Source organism: Serratia sp. CY32780 (genome assembly GCF_052169135.1).
In the GTDB taxonomy this organism is placed as follows: domain Bacteria; phylum Pseudomonadota; class Gammaproteobacteria; order Enterobacterales; family Enterobacteriaceae; genus Serratia; species Serratia sarumanii.
Genome location: NZ_JBJNLI010000001.1, coordinates 1,095,366 through 1,113,063, shown reverse-complemented (window position 1 = coordinate 1,113,063; position 17,698 = coordinate 1,095,366). Strand labels below are relative to the sequence as shown.

Below are 17,698 nucleotides of genomic sequence, written 5' to 3'. Positions count from 1 at the left end.
GTTCACCCTTCGTTATTCTGAGGCCAGCGCCAGGATCTTCTCCTGGTCCGCGTCGTCTTTGTCCAAAATGCCGGTGATGCGGCCGCCGTGCATCACCATTACCCGGTCGCTCATGCCGAGGATCTCCGGCAGCTCGGAGGAGACCAAAATGATGGCGACGCCGCGGTTGGCCAGCTCGCTGATCAGGCGGTAGATTTCCGCTTTCGCCCCCACGTCGATGCCGCGCGTCGGTTCGTCGAGGATCAGGATTTTCGGCTGCGCCAGCAGCCAGCGCGCGATCAGCACCTTCTGCTGGTTGCCGCCGCTGAGGTTATTGATGATCTGATCCATGGTCGGCGTTTTGATGTTGAGCTTTTTAATCTGCTCCATGCAGTCTTTGGCCATCTGCACATGGCTGACGAAACCGTTCTTGCCGATGTATTCCGACAGGTTGACGATGCTCATGTTCTCGACCACCGACAGCACCAGAAACAGGCCGGATTTCTTGCGGTCTTCGGTGAGGAACGCCAGCCCGCTCTCGATCGCCTTCGCCGGGGAATCCACCTTCACCGCCTGGCCTTCGATAAAGATCTCGCCGCCGTCCGCAGGGTGCATGCCGAACAGGCTTTCCATCACTTCGCTGCGCCCGGCGCCCACCAGCCCGGCGACGCCGAGGATCTCGCCGCGCTTGACGCTGAACGACACGTCATGGAACCAGCCGCTGCGGCGCAGCCCCGCCACCCGCAGCACTTCCTCGCCGATATTGTTGTTGAATTTGGGGAACATCTGCGTCAGTTCGCGCCCCACCATCATGGTGATCAGCGACTGTTTGGTCAGGTTTTCGGTTTTGTCGCAGGCGATGAAGGTACCGTCGCGGAAAATGCTCACTTCGTCGGTAATGGCGAAGATTTCGTCCATCTTGTGGCTGATATAGATGATGCCTTTGCCCTGCTCGCGCAGCTCGCGGATGATGGCGAACAGGTGCACCACTTCGCCTTCGGTCAGCGCCGAGGTCGGTTCGTCCATGATCAGCACGTCGGCGTTATAGGACACCGCCTTGGCGATCTCCACCATCTGCTGATTGGCGATGCTCAGCTCGCCCACCAGCGTGTCCGGCCGCAGTTTGATGTTCAGCCGCGCCAGCAGCTCGCGGGTTTGTTCGTTCAGCTGTTCGTGGTTGACGAACCCCAGCCGCGCCGGCTCGCGCCCCAGCCAGATGTTTTCCGCCACCGTCATGTAGGGCACCAGGTTCAGCTCCTGGTGGATCATGGAAATGCCCGAATGCAGCGCCTGCAGCGTGTCGCTGAAGGTGACCGGCCGGCCTTTGATTTTGATCGAGCCTTCGTCCGGGTGGTAGATGCCGATCAGGCATTTCATCAGCGTCGATTTGCCCGCGCCGTTTTCCCCCATCAGCGCGTGCACGCTGCCGGGTTTGATTTTAATCGAGACCTTATCCAGCGCTTTGACGCCGGGGAACTGCTTGCTGATGCCTTCGGCCTCAAGAACATAAGGGTACATACCGCTTACCTCCGCACTGACCCACGTTTTCCGCCGCGCTCGCCCCACACCGGCGCCCGCGGCGGGCTTCAAGGCTTATTTCTTGTTTTTATCGGCGAATTGCTGGTAATTGGCCTGGGTGATCAGCTGGTAAGGGATCAGCACGTTGCTCTCCACTTTCTCGCCTTTCACCAGTTGAACGGCGGTCTGCACCGCGCCTTCGCCCTGGCCTTTAGCGTCCTGGAACACGCTCAGCGCCAGATCGCCCTTCTTGATGAACTCCAGCGCGTCCGGCGTGCCGTCAACGCCGGCCACCAGCACGCCGGATTTCTTGGCCTGCTTCAGCGCCAAAATAGCGCCGATGGCCATTTCGTCGTTGTTGGAGGCGATGGCGTCGATCTGCTGGCCGGACAAAATCCAGTCGGTGGTGACGTCTACCGCCTCTTTGCGGAAGAATTTGGCGGTTTGCTTATCGATAATCTTGATGCCGGGGTAGTTGGCCGCCACCTCTTCCACGCCGCGGGTGCGGTCGCGCGTGGCTTCGCTCGACAGCTCGCCCATCAGGATCATCACGTTGCCCTTGCCGTTCATCAGCTTGGCCAGTTCCTCCATCTGCAGCTTGCCGGCCAGCTTGGAGTCGGAGCCGACGTAGGCCATGCCGGCCGGCAGCGCCACTTCCGGCTTGCGGTTGACGAACACCAGTGGGATCTTGGCCTTCTCGGCCAGCTTGATCATCGGCTTGACGCCCTGGGTATCCACCGGGTTGAGGATGATGGCGTCGACGCCCTGGCTGACGAAGTTTTCGATTTGTTGAATTTGCTGCGCGATGTCGCCCTTGGCGTCTTCGAACTGGCCGCTGACGTTGCCGTCGGCCTTCATTTTGTTTTGCATCGACTGGCGCAGAATGGTGAGGAAGTTGTCATCGAAGTAAGCCATGGAAACGCCGATCTTGATGTCTTTCGCCAGCACGCTGGCCGGCAGCATGCACATCAGTACCGAGGCGGCGATCAGTTTCTTCAGCTTCATGTTCGTTACCCTTTAATCGTTAGAATGAAGAGGTCTGTTGGTTGACAGCTAATGAAAAATATTTTTTACATTCAAACAACAATACGGTCGGAGTTATCCCTTTGATACGGCGAATTTACCGCGTTATCGCCGTATCAAGGCCGTTGTAAAAATGGTGATCGATGTCTCAAAATAGATTAAAAACAACCAATTGAAATAAACCCCTGGCACAACAAACGGCGTCTTTACCGTTTTATTAAATGTTTATTTCATAATTTAGGTTATTGAAACTTTTTAACCCAAACAAGCGAAACATGCATTTTGGAATGGCTTATTAACAAAAACATGACACGGATCTAACAAATGAAGTGCAAGCCGCCGGCGAGCGTGCTCCTTTCGTGCGCCGGCAAAAACTGCGAGCGGCCGCGCAGTTTGCGGTTTCCGCGTTTCCCGACCATCCTTACTCGGCAATAATGGACATATCCCTATCTCAGGAGGACCTGACATGCAGCTCAGCAGCAAGGTGCGGATGAACCGCCTGTTCAACAACGGCAAGTGCCTGGACGTGGCGATCGATCACGGCATCGCCAACGAACCGGATTTCTTGATCGGCCTGGAAGATATCGAACGGGTGATGGGCAACCTGATCGCCGCGCGCCCCGACGCCATTCAGGTCAACTACGGCCAGGCGGATCTGCTGCAGCGCGCGCCGCAGCGCGAAAAACCGGCGCTGGTGATGCGCACCGACGTCGGCAACGCCTATAACGCCGCCCGCCACCGCGAGATGTGGGCGGTGCTGCACAATCCGGAGGCGCCAATCCTGGCGGCGCTGCAAATGGACGCCGCCGCGGTGGTGGTCAATCTGTATATGATCCCGGATGAGCCCGGCATTTTCCGCCAGTGCGTGGAGAACATCGGCCGCCTGCGCCACGCCTGCGATCGCTACGCCATGCCGCTGATGATCGAACCGCTGGTGATGGCGCCGGCCGGCCAGGGCGCCGCCTACGGCTCGCTCGGCGACGTGGAGAAGATCGTGCCGCTGGTGCGGCTGGCGCGCGAGCTGGGTGCCGACATCATCAAGGCCGATCCAACCGAGCGGGTGGAAGATTTTCACCGCGTGGTGGAAGCGGCGCGCTGCCCGACGCTGGTGCGCGGCGGCGGCAAGGGGGAGCTGGGGCCGGTGCTGGAGAAATCCGCCGCGCTGATGGCCCAGGGTGCCTCCGGCATGGTTTACGGCCGCAACGTCTATCAACACAGCAATCCGTCGCAGGTGGTGCGCGCGTTGATGGCAATCATCCATCAGGGCGCCAGCGGCCAACAGGCGCTGGAGATCTACCACCAGCAGTGACCCGCTTTTGTAACTAAAATAAGCCCCCCGCTCCCCGGCAGCATGCTATAACCTGCTGCCGGTAACTGCAGCTTGCCTCATTCCTCGCTAGAATACGCCGTGATATCGCCATTCGGAGAACCGCCATGCCAAAACAACGGGTGCCGCTCAAGCTGAGCACCTCCATCACGCTGATGGTGTCCGCCATCATCGCTTCGGTGCTGCTGGTGGTGTTCGCGCTGTTTTTCGTGCAGATGAGCCGCGAGGGGCAAGATCAGCTGCAGCAGAAAGCCATCGCCGTCGCCAATACGCTGGCGCTCTCCAGCACCGTAGTTGACGGCCTGCAGCGGCGCGAGCAAAGCGGCGCCATTCAGCGCTTCGCCGAGCAGGTGCGCCATCAAAACGAGCTGCTGTTCGTGGTGGTGGTAGATATGCAGGGTATCCGCTATTCGCACCCCAAACCCTGGCTGATCGGCAAGCATTTTATCGGCGACGATCTGGCGCCCGCGCTGCAAGGCAACGTCAACAGTGCCATCAACCGCGGCACGCTGGCCCCGGCGCTGCGGGTGTTCGTGCCGGTGTATGACGCGCAGAAACAACAAATCGGCGTGGTGGCGCTCGGCATCGCGCTGGACACCGTGCAGCGGGTGGTGGCGGAGAGCCGCTGGATCATCTATTGGACCATCGCCTTCGCCGCCCTGGTCGGCAGCCTGGGCACCTTCTTCCTGGTCTCCGCGCTCAAGCGCATCATGCTGGGTTTCGAGCCTTACGAAATCTCCAACCTGTTCGAACAGCGCAACGCCATGCTGCAGTCGATTAAAGAAGGCGTGATCGCGGTCGATACTGAATCCCGCATCACCATCGTCAACGACGAAGCCAAGCGCCTGCTGCGCCAAAGCGGCCCGGTGGAAAATCTGTTGCTGGACGCCGCCAGCAAGCATTGGCCGGCGCAGCTGCATCTGGCGGAGGTGCTGGCCGACGGCAAGCCGCTGCGCGATCGGCAGATCGGCTTCAACGGCAGCGAACTGCTGACCAATACCGTGCCGGTGATCGTCAACGGCCAGGTGACCGGCGCCATCGCCACCTTCCGCGACAAGACCGAGGTCAGCCGCCTGCTGCAGCGGCTGAGCGGCATGGCGCACTACGCCGATGCGCTGCGGGTGCAGTCGCACGAATTTATGAACAAGCTGCATGTGATACTCGGCATGCTGCACATGAAGGCCTATCAGCAGTTGGAAAACTACATCATCAACACCGCCAGCAACTATCAGGAAGAGATCGGCGCGCTGCTGCGCAAGATCCACTCGCCGGAAGTGGCGGGCTTCTTCATCGGCAAAATCAGCCGCGCCCACGAAGCCGGTGTTGAGCTGACCATCGAGGAAACCAGCCTGCTGCCGGAAACCGACGATGCGGAAACCACCCACGTGCTGATCAGCGTGCTCGGCAACCTGATCGAAAACGCCATCGACGCCATCGACGGCGTTGAGGGCCACGAGATCGGCCTGAGCTTCCATCATCACGACGATCAATTACACTGTATCGTCAGCGACGATGGCCCCGGCATCGATCCGGCGATCGGCGCGCGCATCTTCGAACACGGATTTTCCACCAAGGGAACCGGACGTGGCATCGGCCTGGCGCTGATCCGCAGCCATCTGGAGAAACTGGGCGGCAGCATCGATTTCGAGTCCGAACCGGGCGAGCTGACCCAATTTTTCGTGCACCTTCCCTATCAGGCCAAGAGCAGAACCCATGATTAACGTACTGATTGTCGACGACGACCCGATGGTGGCGGAGCTGAACAAATACTACCTGAGCCAGGTCGGCGGTTTTCACTGCCAGGCGACGGTCGCCACTCTGAGCCAGGCGCGCGCGCTGCTGGCCGATGCCGGCGTCAGCATCGATTTGGTGCTGTTGGATATCTACATGCAGCAAGAGAACGGGCTGGATCTGCTGCCCGGCCTGCGCGAGCTCGGCGAGAAGACCGACGTGATCATCATCTCCTCCGCCAGCGACGTGAACACGGTGCAAAAAGCGCTGCACTACGGGGTGGTGGATTATCTGATCAAACCGTTCCAGTTCAGCCGCTTCAAGGAGGCGCTGAGCCACTACCGGCAGCAGTCGCAGCTGTTGGCGCAGCGCGAGTTTTCGCAGGCCGACGTCGACAGCCTGCTGCGCCGCCAGCCCGGCGGCCAGGAGAGCAAAAAGCTGCCGAAGGGGCTGACCAGCATCACCCTGAGCACGGTCTGCGAGTGGATCGAACAGCAGCACGATAACGAGTTTTCCACCGACAATCTGGCCAACGCCATCGGCATTTCGCGGGTGTCCTGCCGCAAGTACCTCATCTATCTGGCGGAGAGCGGCATTCTCGGCACCCGTATTCTGTACGGCGCCACCGGCCGCCCGGTCTATCTGTATCAGCTGAAACCGGACGCGATCGCCATGCTGAAGGAGCATTGCCGCCCGGCCTAAACGACGCCGGGCGCTGATGGCGCCCGGACGATTAATGTTAGAAGCTGTGCGTGTAACACTTCGCCTCGCGGTGAGGATCTTTCGAGTGTCTCCGCAGGCAGCGCTGCTTTTTCTGCTGCTGCTCCAGGTTCCGCTGCTGCCGCTCGGCGGTCTCTGCCGCCTCGCGCTGCTGTTCGCGCGCAATCGCCTGCTCGTTGGCCAGCGTCAGGTTATCGACATTCCACACCTTGTGGCGCAATGCGTCGCGCTTTTTCTGGTACTCCTCGGTGACCTTACTGTCCTTCGGCGGCGCCGCATGGTATTCCAAATCCACCCGCGCCTGCACGAAGCAGCAGCTACACAAGGCCACGCCGGCCAACACAATCCTTTTCATCAATGACTCCTTTTAGATCCCTTGACTCTGCGCGCACGCCGGCTCAACAACCGTTTGGCGATGCCGGCGGTTTTTCCTCGGAATGCGGCGCTCGCTGCCCACCGGTGACGGGCGCTTTGCCGGGCTCGATACCGCACTCCGCCAAGCGCGCCAGCTCCTCCGCATCGCGCTCTGTCGGCGTCGCTTCCTCACTCATTTCCTGCCGCAAATCCTGCGCCAACGCTTTCAGGCGCTTTTGAAACAGCACCGGCGACACGCCTTCGCACGGCCTGTCGTAACGCGCCGCGCCGGCGCTTTGGCTTAACGGCAGCAACAGCAAGAGAAAGATCGCGGCCATCTCCTTCGCCATGGGCAACTCCTTTGATTACGCCGAAATAAACCGGCGGTTCCCTATAAGGAAAACGAATTGTCTGTTAACGCAATGAATGGTTGGGCCACGGCAGAATAACGCAGGAAAGGTAAACCCTCCGACAATATCGGCAGAATGCGCGCATTAATTTGGCTGAATATATTTAGCGGCTTAACGATCGAATATTTTCGCCCCATCAAAGGTGCCGCCAATGCCGACGTTTCCTTCATGTAATACCGAGGAGGCGGACTCACCCGCCATGATGCGTTGCCGCTGCTCCCGCGTGGCAGGCTGCGGCTGAGACCAGTCTGGGGACGTCGACGTCGGCTGAATCGCGCTGCAGCCGCTCAACAAAAACAACGATACCGTGGCACAATAACGCCATGTCATAATTTCCTCCTTAAAGGAAATAAAATACCCGCAGCCGGCGGCAAGGGTAAATAAAAAAATGACTTTCTTTAGTTTAATAACCGCCGTTATTTCACCATCCGACTGCCGATGTTAATCACCCGGTTCGTCTGTTAACCCAAAATAAACATTTTCGCTTAGCCACCCGATAATTCGCAGGCAATAAAAAAGGCCGGGCTAACCCGACCTTGTTTGACCGCTCGACGCGTTTAGACCAGCTCGATCACATCGAAGTTGGCTTCGCCGCTCAGATCGGCGTCGTAGTCAACGCCCTGCAGGCCAAAGCCGAACAGGCGCAGGAACTCCGCCTTGTAGCCCTGATAATCGGTCAGTTCGTTGATGTTGCTGTCGTTCAACTGCTGCCAGATGGCACGGCAGGTTTCCTGCACTTCGTCGCGCAGTTCCCAGTCATCCAGACGCAGGCGGTGTTTCTCGTCGGTGTCCGGCGCCGCGCCGCTGTACAGCTTGGTGGCGAACAGACGCTGGATCTGCTCGATGCAGCCTTCGTGAATGCCCTGCTCCTTCATGATTTTGAACACGATGGAGATATACAGCGGCATCACCGGAATGGCAGAGGAAGCCTGAGTCACCACCGACTTGAGCACCGCAACGTAAGCCGCGCCGCCTTTGGCCTGCAGCTTCTGGTTGATGGCGTGCGCCGCGCGATCCAGATCTTCTTTCGCCTTGCCCAGCGTACCATGCCAGTAGATTGGCCAGGTCAGATCGGTGCCGATGTAGGAGTAAGCGACAGACTGTGCGTTATCCGCCAGCACGCCCGCTTCGTCCAGCGCGTCCATCCACAGCTGCCAGTCCTGGCCGCCCATCACCTTCACGGTGTCGGCGATTTCTTGCTCGTTGGCCGGCTCGACCACGGCTTCAACCAGCACGTCTTTGTTGGTGTCCAGCGCGACGGATTTGTACGGTTCGCCGATCGGCTTCAGTGCGGAACGCACCACTTCGCCGGTTTCCGGCATCTTACGCACCGGCGAAGCCAGCGAGTAAACCACCAGGTCAACCTGACCCAGGTCTTTTTTGATCAGATCGATCACGGTCTGGCGGCACTCGTTGGAGAATGCGTCGCCGTTGATGCTTTTCGCGTACAGGCCTTCTTCTTTAGCTGCCTTGTCGAAACCGGCGGAGTTGTACCAACCGGCGGAACCGGTTTTGCCTTCGCTGCCAGGCTTCTCGAAAAATACGCCGATGGTGGCCGCACCGCTGCCGAAAGCGGCATTGATGCGCGAGGCCAGACCGTAACCGGTGGATGCACCAATGACCAGCACCTTTTTAGGCCCGTTTTTCAGTTCGCCGCGCGACTTAACGTAGGCGATTTGCTCACGGACGTTAGCTTCACAGCCTGCCGGGTGAGCGGTGGTGCAGATAAAACCACGAATTTTAGGTTTGATAATCATAGTAATTTTTTCTTGGTAGCTAAAAACCGAAGGACAATATACCTGATTTTCTCAATATACTTAAGAAAGTGCGAAAACAAGCGCAGTGAACAGACCAGTCGGCAAGCCCGCCGCCGAGGCATGTCATGATGGTAAAGGGATAATCATGGCAGGCCGGATTGCGATTACCCGGCCTGTCGAGGGTCACGCCTTGTTCTTTTCCAACTGCTCAATCAGCGTGTAACGCAGCGATGAGGCATCGGCCGGCACGTTCTCTACCGGAGTAACGCGCACTTTCAGCCGATACTGATAGCCCGGTTCGAAGGTGAAACCTTCGATGCCGGTATAGAACAACTCCCACGGCTGCTGCGCGGAGCGGCGCACCTGCATGCACTTCATCGGGGCGACGCCCACGCAGTCCACCAGCGCACTGTTCACCAGCAACACTTCCGTTTGGCCGCCTTTCTCGTTTGCGGGCTGATTCATCGAGGTTCTCTCCTGGCTGCAGCCGGCCAGTGCGGCCAACGCAACAAATAACAACGCTTTAATTTTCAATGTACTGCACCAATAGTCATGTAGGTCGGGCGATCCTAACAAATTGGCTGGGTGAATTGAACCTTGCTGCGTGCCGGTGGCGGCGCCATTCATCGTAAAGAACGTCTTGTTAAGCGAAATGACTCACGCAGGAATATCAATCTCCGGCACGCTTATCAGCCTGGTAAATACCTGCAAATAAATCCCCTGTTCTTATCCGAACCGGTAATTATCCCCGCCGTTTTTTCTGTTAAAAACAGCTGGCTTGCGCAAGCTATACGCCATTAACCGAATCGATAAAGAGGGAGTTTTATGCAAGAGATCGAGGCTAAATATTTTCACCTGATCGCCGGCGCAGGTAACTTTGCCAACAACCGCGGCAGCAACGGCCGCGTCAACAACAACGGTGGCAACAAGAACGGGGGCGGTAAATCGTCGGACGGCAATATGTACCAGAAACACACCTCCCCGGACTGCATTAACGGCATCATCACCGGCTCACTAGGGGGGCTTGGCGGTCTGGCGCTGGGCGCGCTCAACGGCGGCTGTTTCAAAGAGGCCAGCAAAGGTGGCGGCAACATCGGCATGGGGCAAAGCGGCAACAAGAGCAACTGCAATAACAATAGCAACAAGGGTGGCAACACCTGCTCTCGCTAAGCGGTTTTAATTAATCAAAGCACCGGCTGAGTCTTTCCGTTCAGTCGGCGCTTTCAGCATTTCGGTGATAACAATGTTTAAACTGTTCCGTACCTTGTGCCTGCTACTCGGCTTTTGGATCGCCACCCTGCTGCTCAGCGGCGCCGGGATTTCTTTTACTCACGGCTACGCCGCGCCGAAAAACCTGTCGCATTTCGTCGTCTCGCTGGTGGTGGTCGGCGCCATCCTGCTGTGGACCCATAAATTGCTGCGGTTCTTTTTTGCCGAGAAATTTGAGAAGAAGCCGCGTTAAGCCGTGTTCTCATTTTGGCTGTCGCCCGCAATGGTAAAACCGGCATCGCGAATTGCCGCCTTCACCTGCCTGGCGTCCATCACCGCCGTTTTCACATAGCCAAAGAAGGCTACCCGTGCGCCGGGCAAACGGATTGGCGTCGCCAGTTGGTCATTGAGCTCATGATTGCGCTGCGCCATCAGCTCGGCGCGCGCCTGCCAAAACGCGGCGGGATCGGTTGGGGTTTCAGTCGCGGTTTCGAACAGCGACGCCAATTCGCTCAGCGTCTCCCACTCCGCCAACAGGGCGGCAACCACTTCAGGATTAGCCACCTGCCCCCAGTCAGAGGGTAAAGCGCCCTCACGCCACGCCTCGAGATAACCTGGCAGCGCTCTCTTCAACTGGCTCAGCCGATCGTTCAACACAGGTTTCCTTTTACAACGCCCAATGCCTTGATATTCCCCATAATGTCACTCTCGTTTAACCGGTGATGGGAGCAATGACCGGAGCTTATCAGCGCCATAAATGACGTAATGACTTTTGGTGCGGCTAAATTAGCGATATGTGCGGGTGGGGAGTGCGGAGCTGAGGTGTTACGACTGGAAAGAGAAACCAAAGTTTTATTGGCGCTTTAAGTGGAATTTCCTTATAAATCAAGCACACAAAAAAAGACCGAATACGATTCCTATATTCGGTCTAGGGAAATGGCTCTTGGGAGAGAGCCGTGCGCTAAAAGTTGGCATTTAATGCAGGGCTTGTTCAGCCGTGCACTTTAAGAGTAGCCTACCGCGCCAGTTTTGCCAGCCGCCCGGCGGCCGCGTGATAGTTTCGTGACGAAATAACTATGCGGCAAATGCGCATCAATCCGCGCGCGCTGGGCAAGGCGTTGGCAAACAAGCGGTTAGTCAGCGCACAGCTTCTCGGCGCGTTCGATAAACGGCGCCAGGCTCATTTTTTTCCCCGGTTCGGCAGGGTCGTCCAGCAGGAGCACCTCCAGCGGCTGCGCGCGCTGATGGCCCTTCTTCACCTGCTGCTCCGCTGCGTCGTTGAGCGGGTATTGCATCAGGGTGCTGTTATTCAGCACGAACAGCGCGCCGCCGCTGCGGCACTGCAGCGTCACTTCTTCCTTGGTGAACGCCCACTGTTTGCCGTATTCCAGTTTGGTGATGTTCACCAGTTTGTCTGCCGCCAGCGCGCCGGTCGCGGTTGCCAGCAGCGTAATGCCGAGTAATACCGATTTCATGTGTTGGCCTTAAGGTTGCTATTCACGTCGATTTTCCCGCAGCTTGCCCGGTTGCGGCAAGCCGAAATGTCAAACCGGCGCATAGGTTGCAAATAAACTGACCAGCAGCAGCACCGCCACCCCCAGCCCGACTTCGAGCCAGCAGGCCAGCACCACGCCGCGCTGCGCCAGCGCCGGCACGCGGCTCATCGCCGGCACGATGGCGTAGCGATTGGCCAGCGCCACCATCACCATCAGCGCCACCAGCGCGGTTTTAATCAGCAGCAGGCGCTGATAAGGCGAACCGAGGTTGAGCGGCCAATCGCCGAGAATGATCAGGCTGTTGACGATACCGGTGACGATCACCGCCGCCACCGCCAGGTGCCCCCAGCGCGAAAAACGGATCAGCGTGGTGATGGCGTCGCTGCGCCACTGCGGCGGCTGCAGATAGCGCAGGCAAACCAGCAGCGGCGCCAGGCTGCCGAACCAGTAGCCGGCGGCCAGCAGGTGTACCGCATGGTTGGCGCGGTGCAGCGCGCCCAGCGTGCCTTCGTGCATCGCCGCGTGGCCGATGAACGCCAGGCTGACCAGCAGCAGCGCCGAACACAGCGCCAACGCCTGCGCGCGCGGCCGTTCCGGCAGCAGCAGGCTCAGGATCGCCAGCAGCGACAGGCCCAGATGCCAGCGCCACACTTCGCCGAAGGTGGTGCCGAGCACCGCCCACCAAACCTCCAGCCGCCAGGCGTCTTCCCAACCGTCGCCCATTTGCCCAGCCTGAATGGCCAGCAGCGCCACGGCGGAAAGCCCGGCAATCCAGGTGCCGGCAAGCAGCAGCGGGCGCACATCGCGGGAGAGGATCGGGGAGAGGCGCTGCGGTGACAGTAAGGCGGTGAACAGACTGATGCCGAACATCAGCATCACCGCCGCAAAGTGCACCAAGCGACACAGAACGAACAGGGTCGCCAGACTCACGATCAGTTTACGGTGAAGCTGTACTGGCCTTTGGTTTTATGCCCGTCGACCGAAACCACATGCCAGCTGACGTTGTATTTGCCCGCGCTCAACTCACCTTCGATCGGCACATTGACCTGGGTGTTGTTGTTCGGATCGAGCTGCAGTTTGCCGGTTTTCACCACGGCGTTGTCCGGGCCGGTGATTTTCACGCCGCTGAAGTTCGGTTCGATGCCTTCGGAGAAGCTGAGGGTCAGCGCCTTCGGCGCCGGGCTGACGCTGGCGTCGGCCTTCGGCGTTTCCACTTTCAGGTGGGCGTGCGCCAGCGCTTGCTGCGAAGACAGGCCGACGAACAGGACGAAAACGGTGGAAAGCAGGCGACAAGAGGAACGAATTTTACCGATCACAGTGGTATCCCTTAACAGTAAAAGAGGGTCATAAGGGTTAAGGCCACAGCCAAGGCGATGTATCAGCGGCCCCAACCCACCGCAAATGATTGCGCCACGGGTAAACAGAAAAACGGGTTGTATCGGCTAACCCGCTGTTTTGACTCTACCATCCCTGTAGCGTATCGCGGTAAATCATAACGACCGCGCTGCGGCAAGTCGAGCGCATCACTGGCATTTTGCGATCCGGCAGCACGTATCGCCGCATAACCGCGATAAACGCAGGGTAAAAAAAACCGCGCGTCAGGCTCGCCCGCGCGCGGTTTTTCGATATTCTGGTGCGAATTAAGCCTGGCCGTTGCCGCCCTGGCCCATCGCGCCCATTTTCTTCAGATCTTTGTCGATGAAGAACAGGCCTTTGCCGCTGGTGCCCACCAGCGCCAGCTTATCCAGCACGGATTTGAACAGTTTCTCTTCTTCGTGCTGCTCCGCCACGTACCACTGCAGGAAGTTGAAGGTGGAATAATCGTGTGCGGTCATGGCGGCGTGCGCCAGTTCGTTGATCTGACGGGTGATCAGCTGTTCGTGTTCGTAGGTCTGCTGGAACACGTCCGCCAGCGATTCGAACGCCACCGGCGGCGCGGCGATGCTGCCCAGCAGCGGCAAAGAGCCGGTGTCGCTCAGGTAGTCGAACAGGCGTTGCATATGCTGCATCTCTTCCTGAGAGTGCTCTTTAAGAAATGCGGCGGCGCCTTCAAAGCCTTTATCGCTGCACCATGCGCTCATTTGCAGGTACAGGTTGGCGGAGTAGAACTCCAGATTCAGTTGCTCATTCAGCTTTTGAGTCATTTCTTGCGTCAGCATAATGATTCCTTTTATTTTGCAGGTCATGAATTTAATTTCCGCGCATTATGCCCTGCTGCCGTAAAAATAAAAACACCTTATTTACACCCGATCAATATTAATTATTTATTTACTTAAAATCAAACACATAAAATCATATAGAAATTCACGCTAATTATTATGATAATTATTCCCATCTTTTATTTTAATCAAAAAGCGAATCATTCTTATTTAAAAGAATAAATAGATTGCATTACTCTTTGGAAAATATCGCCCGCCGCGGCGGCGCTACGGGCTTGCCAAGCGTCGCCGGGTGGATTACCTTCTGCGCAGGTTCAATGCGGCAAAGTAAGTAAGGAGCATAGCGTGGGTTACAATCTGGCCGAGCTGTCCAAAGAAGAGATGGACAGGGTGAACGTGGATCTCGCCGCCTCAGGCGTGGCGTACAAAGAGCGCTACAACATGCCGGTGATCCCGGAAGTGGTGGAGCGCGAGCAGCCGGAACCGCTGCGCGACTATTTTCGCGAGCGTGTGGCGCACTACCGCGCGGAATCCCACAAGTTTTCGCGCCTGCCGTACGAGCCGAAGGCCAAATAACAAAACCCGCCGTTACGGCGGGTTTTTTGCGTCACTTGCCGGCGAACCGGTCGGTGGCGATCATCAGCTGGTGCAAGATGCCCGGCTCGTCATACGAATGCCCCGCCCCTTCCACGATATGCAATTCCGCTTCCGGCCAGGCCTTGGCCAGATCCCAGGCGTTCTGCACCTGGCAGGCCATATCATAGCGGCCGTGGACGATCACCGCCGGGATATGGCGGATCAGCGGCACGTTGCGCAGCAGCTGGTCATCGCTCTCCAGGAAGCCCAGATGGGTGAAATAGTGGTTTTCAATGCGGGCGAACGCCAGCGCGAAATCATCCTCGCCGAACGAAGCGGATTCGCGGCTCGGCAACAGCGTGACCGTCTCCCCTTCCCACACGCTCCACAACTTGGCCGCTTCGAGTTGCACCTGCGGATCGGCCGAGGTCAGCCGCTGCCGGTAGGCGGCGATCACATCTTTACGCTCTTCATCCGACAGAATGGACAGCACGCGCTCCCATTTGTCCGGGAAGAAGCGTGACGCGCCGTCCTGGTAATACCAATGCAGCTCCTGTTTGCGCAGGGTGAAGATGCCGCGCAGCACCATTTCACTGACGCGCTCCGGGTGGGTCTGCGCATAGGCGAGCGCCAGCGTCGACCCCCAGGAACCGCCAAACACCAGCCATTGATCGACGCCGGCCATTTCGCGCAGCCGCTCGATATCGGCCACCAAATGCCAGGTGGTGTTGTTGTCCAGGCTGGCATGCGGACGGGAGCGGCCACAGCCGCGCTGATCGAACAGCAGCACCTTGTAGCGTTCGGGATCGAACAACTGGCGATGATGCGGGGAGATGCCGCCGCCCGGTCCGCCATGAATGAAGACCGCCGGCTTACCGTTCGGGTTGCCGCTCAGCTCCCAGTAGATCCGGTGGCCATCCCCAGTGTCCAGCCAACCGCTGTCGTATGCCGCTAACGGCGGGTACAAACCTCGTAATTGTTCCATGGCGCTTTCCGTCTCTCTGTGAGTCATGCTTTCATCAAAGCGGAAGCCGCCCGGTAGGTCAACGGTAAAACCCGAAAACTAGAACGCGCGCCGAGAACTCGGCGCGCGTTTGCTCAAAATCACAACGACCTGCCTGCAAAATGCCCACAGGCCCTATCGGTTGAGGGGCGCATTCGCCCCCCGGGAACTCAGTTAGCCACCTTTGCGCATATGCGGCTCGCGCATCTCCTGCGCGGTTTTCGCCTCGATGCTCAGTTCCGCCGTCGGGCGCAGCAGCAGGCGCGCCAGCCCGATAGGTTCGCCGGTTTCCCGGCAGTAGCCGTACTCGCCGTTCTGCAACCTTGCCAGCGCCGCATCGATTTTCGGCAGCAGGCGGCTTTCGCGATCCAACTGGCGGAACAGCAGGCGCAGCTCCTCTTCGCGCGCCGCCTTGTCGGCTTCATCGCCCGTCGCTTCGCCGCCATCGATCTCTTTTTTCAGCTCATCGATGTGCAGCAGCAGCTTTTGCCGCTCATCCTGCAGCAGCTGGCGGAAAAACGCCCGTTGAACCGAGTTCATATAATCAGAATCCGGCATGGCCAGCAGTTGCTGCGCATCCGGTAACGTCATGACTGTCATTGCGCTCTCCCAACACCAAAAGTGTAACATTATAACATAATATTTATTTTTAGCACCCGGTCATCCAAAAACAAAATTTCACGCACAAACAGCCGGTTAAACACAATTCGCACTTTGTCGCTTGCATCCTGCCGGCTTTAGGCGGTTAATGACTGAGCAAGCCACCCAATCATAGGTAACGAGAGGCCATCATGAGTAAGGGAATGGATAGCAAAAAGAATGCGAAGAAGAAGCCGTTGAAAACCCCAGCTGAGAAACGTGCGGAGAAACGCGCCAAAAAAGCGCATCCGTCTGGTGAGTAAGCGCCCTTCCATCCGTCATTAAACCCGCCAAGGCGGGTTTTTTATTGCCTCACAGGAGAGATGGCCGATGTCCTGCCTCACCCTTGCCGCCGCCCAATACCCCGCTGCGGCGGCCAATATCGCCTGCAACCTTGAACGTCACCTTGAATTCGTTGCGCAGGCAGCAGATCAGCAGGTACAACTGTTGGTGTTTCCCGAACTGTCGCTAAGCGGCTATGAGTTGACCGATGCTGCCGAACTGGCGCTCACGTTGGGCGATCCCCGTCTGCAACCACTCAGTGCGGCGGCACAATCGCGGCAGATGACAATCATCGTCGGCGCGCCTTTGCGCAGTGGCACGGCATTGCATATCGCCGCCTTAATCTTTCGCCCCAACGGCGCATTGAGTAGCTATACCAAACAGCATCTGCACGGCGCGGAACAGCAATACTTCTCGCCCGGTGAGGGCGGCTCGTTGCTGGAACTCCATCACCACAACATCGCACTGGCTATCTGTGCCGATACTTCAGAGCCCGGCCACGCAAGCGCCGCCGCGCTGGCGGGTGCGCACATTTATGCCGCTAGCGTGTTGGTATCTGAAGCCGGCTACGCGAAAGACAGCGCCGCGCTGGCAGGCTATGCCCGACGTTATGGCATGGTCACGCTGATGGCCAACCATGCGGCACCGACCGGTGGCTGGATCCCGGCAGGCCGCAGTGCCATCTGGGATAACACGGGAGAGCTCCTGGTTGCCGCGCCGGATGACACTCCTGGACTGATCATCGCCGACAAGACTTCCGACGGTTGGCACGGCCGCCTGTGCCGGTTAAGCTGAGGCCTGACGGCAACGCGGAGGAAAGCATGACGTTACGCGTAATAGATACCGAGACCTGCGGGCTGGACGGCGGCGTGGTGGAAGTGGCCTCCCTCGATCTGCTCGACGGCCAATTGACCAACCCGATGAGCGATCTGGTCAGCCCGGATCGCCCCATCAGCCTCGACGCGATGGCGATTCATCACATCACCGAACAGATGGTGGAAGGCAAACCGCGCATTGCGGTGGCGATCGGCCGCTATCAGGGCAGCCCCTACTATGTGGCGCACAACGCCGCTTTCGATCGCGGCGTGCTGCCGGAGATGAACGGCGCCTGGATCTGCACGCTCAAGCTGGCGCGCACGCTGTATCCGGACATCAAGTACGGCAACCAGTATTTGCGCTACGCGCTGAACCTGGACGTGCAGCTGCCGGCAGACGCCACGCTGTACCCGCACCGCGCGCTGTACGACTGCTACGTCACCGCCGCGCTGCTGCAACGCATCATCAAGGATTCGGGCTGGACGCCGGAGCAAATGGTGCAGATCACCGAACAACCGGTGCTGCTGAAGAAGTTCAAATTCGGCAAGTATCGCGGGCAGGAGATCGATCGCATCGCCCAGGAAGATCCCGGCTATCTGCGCTGGATGCTGAAATCCATCGACGATCTGAGCCCGGACATGAAACACACGCTGAAATACTATCTGATTGGCTAACACGGCGGGCGGCGCAGGCCGCCCG

At 58.4% G+C, this 17,698-nt stretch carries 22 protein-coding genes; 8 read left to right on the top strand and 14 right to left on the bottom strand.

Features of this window, described 5'->3' with window-relative positions:
- Positions 1-12: 12 nt before the first annotated feature.
- Positions 13-1,497, bottom strand: a complete 1,485-nt coding sequence (locus ACJ8HH_RS05485; protein ID WP_060456910.1) for a sugar ABC transporter ATP-binding protein — start codon at positions 1,495-1,497, stop codon at positions 13-15.
- A 75-nt stretch (positions 1,498-1,572) separates the two neighbouring features.
- Complete coding sequence (locus tag ACJ8HH_RS05480) at positions 1,573-2,502, bottom strand: sugar ABC transporter substrate-binding protein (RefSeq protein WP_033638124.1); 930 nt, start codon at positions 2,500-2,502, stop codon at positions 1,573-1,575.
- 484 nt (positions 2,503-2,986) lie between these two features.
- Between ACJ8HH_RS05480 and ACJ8HH_RS05475 the strand changes: the two genes are divergently transcribed.
- The 3 genes from ACJ8HH_RS05475 (at position 2,987) to dcuR (ending at position 6,280) form a co-directional block, all read left to right on the top strand.
- On the top strand, positions 2,987-3,829 hold the full coding sequence (locus tag ACJ8HH_RS05475) for a class I fructose-bisphosphate aldolase (protein ID WP_041034690.1): 843 nt from the start codon (positions 2,987-2,989) through the stop codon (positions 3,827-3,829).
- A 125-nt stretch (positions 3,830-3,954) separates the two neighbouring features.
- Positions 3,955-5,568: a sensor histidine kinase gene (locus ACJ8HH_RS05470; RefSeq protein ID WP_060428505.1), complete on the top strand. Its 1,614-nt coding sequence runs from the start codon at positions 3,955-3,957 to the stop codon at positions 5,566-5,568.
- Positions 5,561-6,280 (top strand): two-component system response regulator DcuR, encoded by a 720-nt coding sequence (gene dcuR / locus ACJ8HH_RS05465; RefSeq protein ID WP_033638121.1) that lies wholly within the window; start codon positions 5,561-5,563, stop codon positions 6,278-6,280. Before ACJ8HH_RS05470 ends, dcuR begins: the two co-directional genes overlap by 8 nt.
- A 37-nt stretch (positions 6,281-6,317) precedes the next feature.
- On the opposite strand, the gene ACJ8HH_RS05460 is transcribed toward dcuR, so the two are convergent.
- The 5 genes from ACJ8HH_RS05460 to ACJ8HH_RS05440 form a co-directional block, all read right to left on the bottom strand.
- Entirely contained in the window at positions 6,318-6,653 is a 336-nt protein-coding gene (locus tag ACJ8HH_RS05460; RefSeq protein ID WP_049235095.1) for a hypothetical protein, read from the bottom strand.
- 43 nt (positions 6,654-6,696) lie between these two features.
- Entirely contained in the window at positions 6,697-7,002 is a 306-nt protein-coding gene (locus ACJ8HH_RS05455) for a hypothetical protein (RefSeq protein WP_033646422.1), read from the bottom strand.
- Positions 7,003-7,173: 171 nt separating this feature from the next.
- A complete protein-coding gene (locus ACJ8HH_RS05450; RefSeq protein ID WP_033646423.1) occupies positions 7,174-7,392 on the bottom strand; it encodes a hypothetical protein in 219 nt (72 codons plus the stop codon).
- Positions 7,393-7,619: 227 nt separating this feature from the next.
- Positions 7,620-8,819 (bottom strand): enoyl-ACP reductase FabV, encoded by a 1,200-nt coding sequence (gene fabV, locus ACJ8HH_RS05445; RefSeq protein ID WP_060451474.1) that lies wholly within the window; start codon positions 8,817-8,819, stop codon positions 7,620-7,622.
- Positions 8,820-9,002: 183 nt separating this feature from the next.
- Complete coding sequence (locus ACJ8HH_RS05440; protein ID WP_060451473.1) at positions 9,003-9,353, bottom strand: DUF4377 domain-containing protein; 351 nt, start codon at positions 9,351-9,353, stop codon at positions 9,003-9,005.
- Positions 9,354-9,644: 291 nt separating this feature from the next.
- Between ACJ8HH_RS05440 and ACJ8HH_RS05435 the strand changes: the two genes are divergently transcribed.
- Both ACJ8HH_RS05435 and ACJ8HH_RS05430 read left to right on the top strand, forming a co-directional pair.
- Positions 9,645-9,989 (top strand): hypothetical protein, encoded by a 345-nt coding sequence (locus ACJ8HH_RS05435; RefSeq protein ID WP_060451472.1) that lies wholly within the window; start codon positions 9,645-9,647, stop codon positions 9,987-9,989.
- 73 nt (positions 9,990-10,062) lie between these two features.
- A complete protein-coding gene (locus ACJ8HH_RS05430) occupies positions 10,063-10,281 on the top strand; it encodes a hypothetical protein (RefSeq protein ID WP_197766173.1) in 219 nt (72 codons plus the stop codon).
- Here the strand turns inward: ACJ8HH_RS05430 and ACJ8HH_RS05425 are convergent.
- The 5 genes from ACJ8HH_RS05425 to ftnA form a co-directional block, all read right to left on the bottom strand.
- Positions 10,278-10,685, bottom strand: coding sequence for a hypothetical protein (locus ACJ8HH_RS05425; RefSeq protein WP_230298426.1), 408 nt, complete (start codon positions 10,683-10,685; stop codon positions 10,278-10,280). The genes ACJ8HH_RS05430 and ACJ8HH_RS05425 overlap by 4 nt on opposite strands.
- Before the next feature lie 476 nt (positions 10,686-11,161).
- Positions 11,162-11,503, bottom strand: a complete 342-nt coding sequence (locus ACJ8HH_RS05420) for a YebY family protein (RefSeq protein ID WP_025302452.1) — start codon at positions 11,501-11,503, stop codon at positions 11,162-11,164.
- A gap of 69 nt (positions 11,504-11,572) precedes the next feature.
- Positions 11,573-12,454, bottom strand: a complete 882-nt coding sequence (gene copD, locus ACJ8HH_RS05415) for a copper homeostasis membrane protein CopD (protein ID WP_060451470.1) — start codon at positions 12,452-12,454, stop codon at positions 11,573-11,575.
- 2 nt (positions 12,455-12,456) lie between these two features.
- Positions 12,457-12,840 carry a CopC domain-containing protein YobA gene (gene yobA / locus ACJ8HH_RS05410; RefSeq protein WP_004940886.1) on the bottom strand — a complete coding sequence of 128 codons (384 nt, stop codon included), beginning with the start codon at positions 12,838-12,840 and terminating at the stop codon, positions 12,457-12,459.
- 324 nt (positions 12,841-13,164) lie between these two features.
- Positions 13,165-13,683, bottom strand: coding sequence for a non-heme ferritin (ftnA, locus tag ACJ8HH_RS05405; protein WP_025302449.1), 519 nt, complete (start codon positions 13,681-13,683; stop codon positions 13,165-13,167).
- A 345-nt stretch (positions 13,684-14,028) separates the two neighbouring features.
- Here ftnA and ACJ8HH_RS05400 point away from each other — a divergent pair, with 345 nt between their 5' ends.
- On the top strand, positions 14,029-14,259 hold the full coding sequence (locus ACJ8HH_RS05400) for a DNA polymerase III subunit theta (RefSeq protein ID WP_033642715.1): 231 nt from the start codon (positions 14,029-14,031) through the stop codon (positions 14,257-14,259).
- Between the two features lie 31 nt (positions 14,260-14,290).
- On the opposite strand, the gene pip is transcribed toward ACJ8HH_RS05400, so the two are convergent.
- Together pip and dksA are read right to left on the bottom strand one after the other, a co-directional pair.
- Complete coding sequence (pip, locus tag ACJ8HH_RS05395) at positions 14,291-15,244, bottom strand: prolyl aminopeptidase (protein ID WP_033646426.1); 954 nt, start codon at positions 15,242-15,244, stop codon at positions 14,291-14,293.
- Positions 15,245-15,436: 192 nt separating this feature from the next.
- Positions 15,437-15,862, bottom strand: coding sequence for an RNA polymerase-binding protein DksA (gene dksA, locus ACJ8HH_RS05390; RefSeq protein WP_033638066.1), 426 nt, complete (start codon positions 15,860-15,862; stop codon positions 15,437-15,439).
- 369 nt (positions 15,863-16,231) lie between these two features.
- On the opposite strand from dksA, the gene ACJ8HH_RS05385 reads away from it, so the two are divergent.
- Positions 16,232-16,978 (top strand): carbon-nitrogen hydrolase family protein, encoded by a 747-nt coding sequence (locus ACJ8HH_RS05385; protein ID WP_060425629.1) that lies wholly within the window; start codon positions 16,232-16,234, stop codon positions 16,976-16,978.
- A gap of 26 nt (positions 16,979-17,004) precedes the next feature.
- The gene (exoX, locus tag ACJ8HH_RS05380; RefSeq protein WP_004928833.1) at positions 17,005-17,673 is read left to right on the top strand and encodes an exodeoxyribonuclease X; all 669 of its coding nucleotides are present in this window, start codon (positions 17,005-17,007) and stop codon (positions 17,671-17,673) included.
- The last annotated feature ends 25 nt before the right edge of the window (positions 17,674-17,698 follow it).

Bases quoted from the DNA above. Each gene is read 5' to 3' on its own strand.
- ACJ8HH_RS05485 (WP_060456910.1), bottom strand. From the start codon at position 1,497: ATGTACCCTTATGTTCTTGAGGCCGAAGGCATCAGCAAGCAGTTCCCC.
- ACJ8HH_RS05480 (WP_033638124.1), bottom strand. From the start codon at position 2,502: ATGAAGCTGAAGAAACTGATCGCCGCCTCGGTACTGATGTGCATGCTG.
- ACJ8HH_RS05475 (WP_041034690.1), top strand. From the start codon at position 2,987: ATGCAGCTCAGCAGCAAGGTGCGGATGAACCGCCTGTTCAACAACGGC.
- ACJ8HH_RS05470 (WP_060428505.1), top strand. From the start codon at position 3,955: ATGCCAAAACAACGGGTGCCGCTCAAGCTGAGCACCTCCATCACGCTG.
- dcuR (WP_033638121.1), top strand. From the start codon at position 5,561: ATGATTAACGTACTGATTGTCGACGACGACCCGATGGTGGCGGAGCTG.
- ACJ8HH_RS05460 (WP_049235095.1), bottom strand. From the start codon at position 6,653: ATGAAAAGGATTGTGTTGGCCGGCGTGGCCTTGTGTAGCTGCTGCTTC.
- ACJ8HH_RS05455 (WP_033646422.1), bottom strand. From the start codon at position 7,002: ATGGCGAAGGAGATGGCCGCGATCTTTCTCTTGCTGTTGCTGCCGTTA.
- ACJ8HH_RS05450 (WP_033646423.1), bottom strand. From the start codon at position 7,392: ATGACATGGCGTTATTGTGCCACGGTATCGTTGTTTTTGTTGAGCGGC.
- fabV (WP_060451474.1), bottom strand. From the start codon at position 8,819: ATGATTATCAAACCTAAAATTCGTGGTTTTATCTGCACCACCGCTCAC.
- ACJ8HH_RS05435 (WP_060451472.1), top strand. From the start codon at position 9,645: ATGCAAGAGATCGAGGCTAAATATTTTCACCTGATCGCCGGCGCAGGT.
- ACJ8HH_RS05430 (WP_197766173.1), top strand. From the start codon at position 10,063: ATGTTTAAACTGTTCCGTACCTTGTGCCTGCTACTCGGCTTTTGGATC.
- ACJ8HH_RS05420 (WP_025302452.1), bottom strand. From the start codon at position 11,503: ATGAAATCGGTATTACTCGGCATTACGCTGCTGGCAACCGCGACCGGC.
- ftnA (WP_025302449.1), bottom strand. From the start codon at position 13,683: ATGCTGACGCAAGAAATGACTCAAAAGCTGAATGAGCAACTGAATCTG.
- pip (WP_033646426.1), bottom strand. From the start codon at position 15,244: ATGGAACAATTACGAGGTTTGTACCCGCCGTTAGCGGCATACGACAGC.
- dksA (WP_033638066.1), bottom strand. From the start codon at position 15,862: ATGACAGTCATGACGTTACCGGATGCGCAGCAACTGCTGGCCATGCCG.
- ACJ8HH_RS05385 (WP_060425629.1), top strand. From the start codon at position 16,232: ATGTCCTGCCTCACCCTTGCCGCCGCCCAATACCCCGCTGCGGCGGCC.
- exoX (WP_004928833.1), top strand. From the start codon at position 17,005: ATGACGTTACGCGTAATAGATACCGAGACCTGCGGGCTGGACGGCGGC.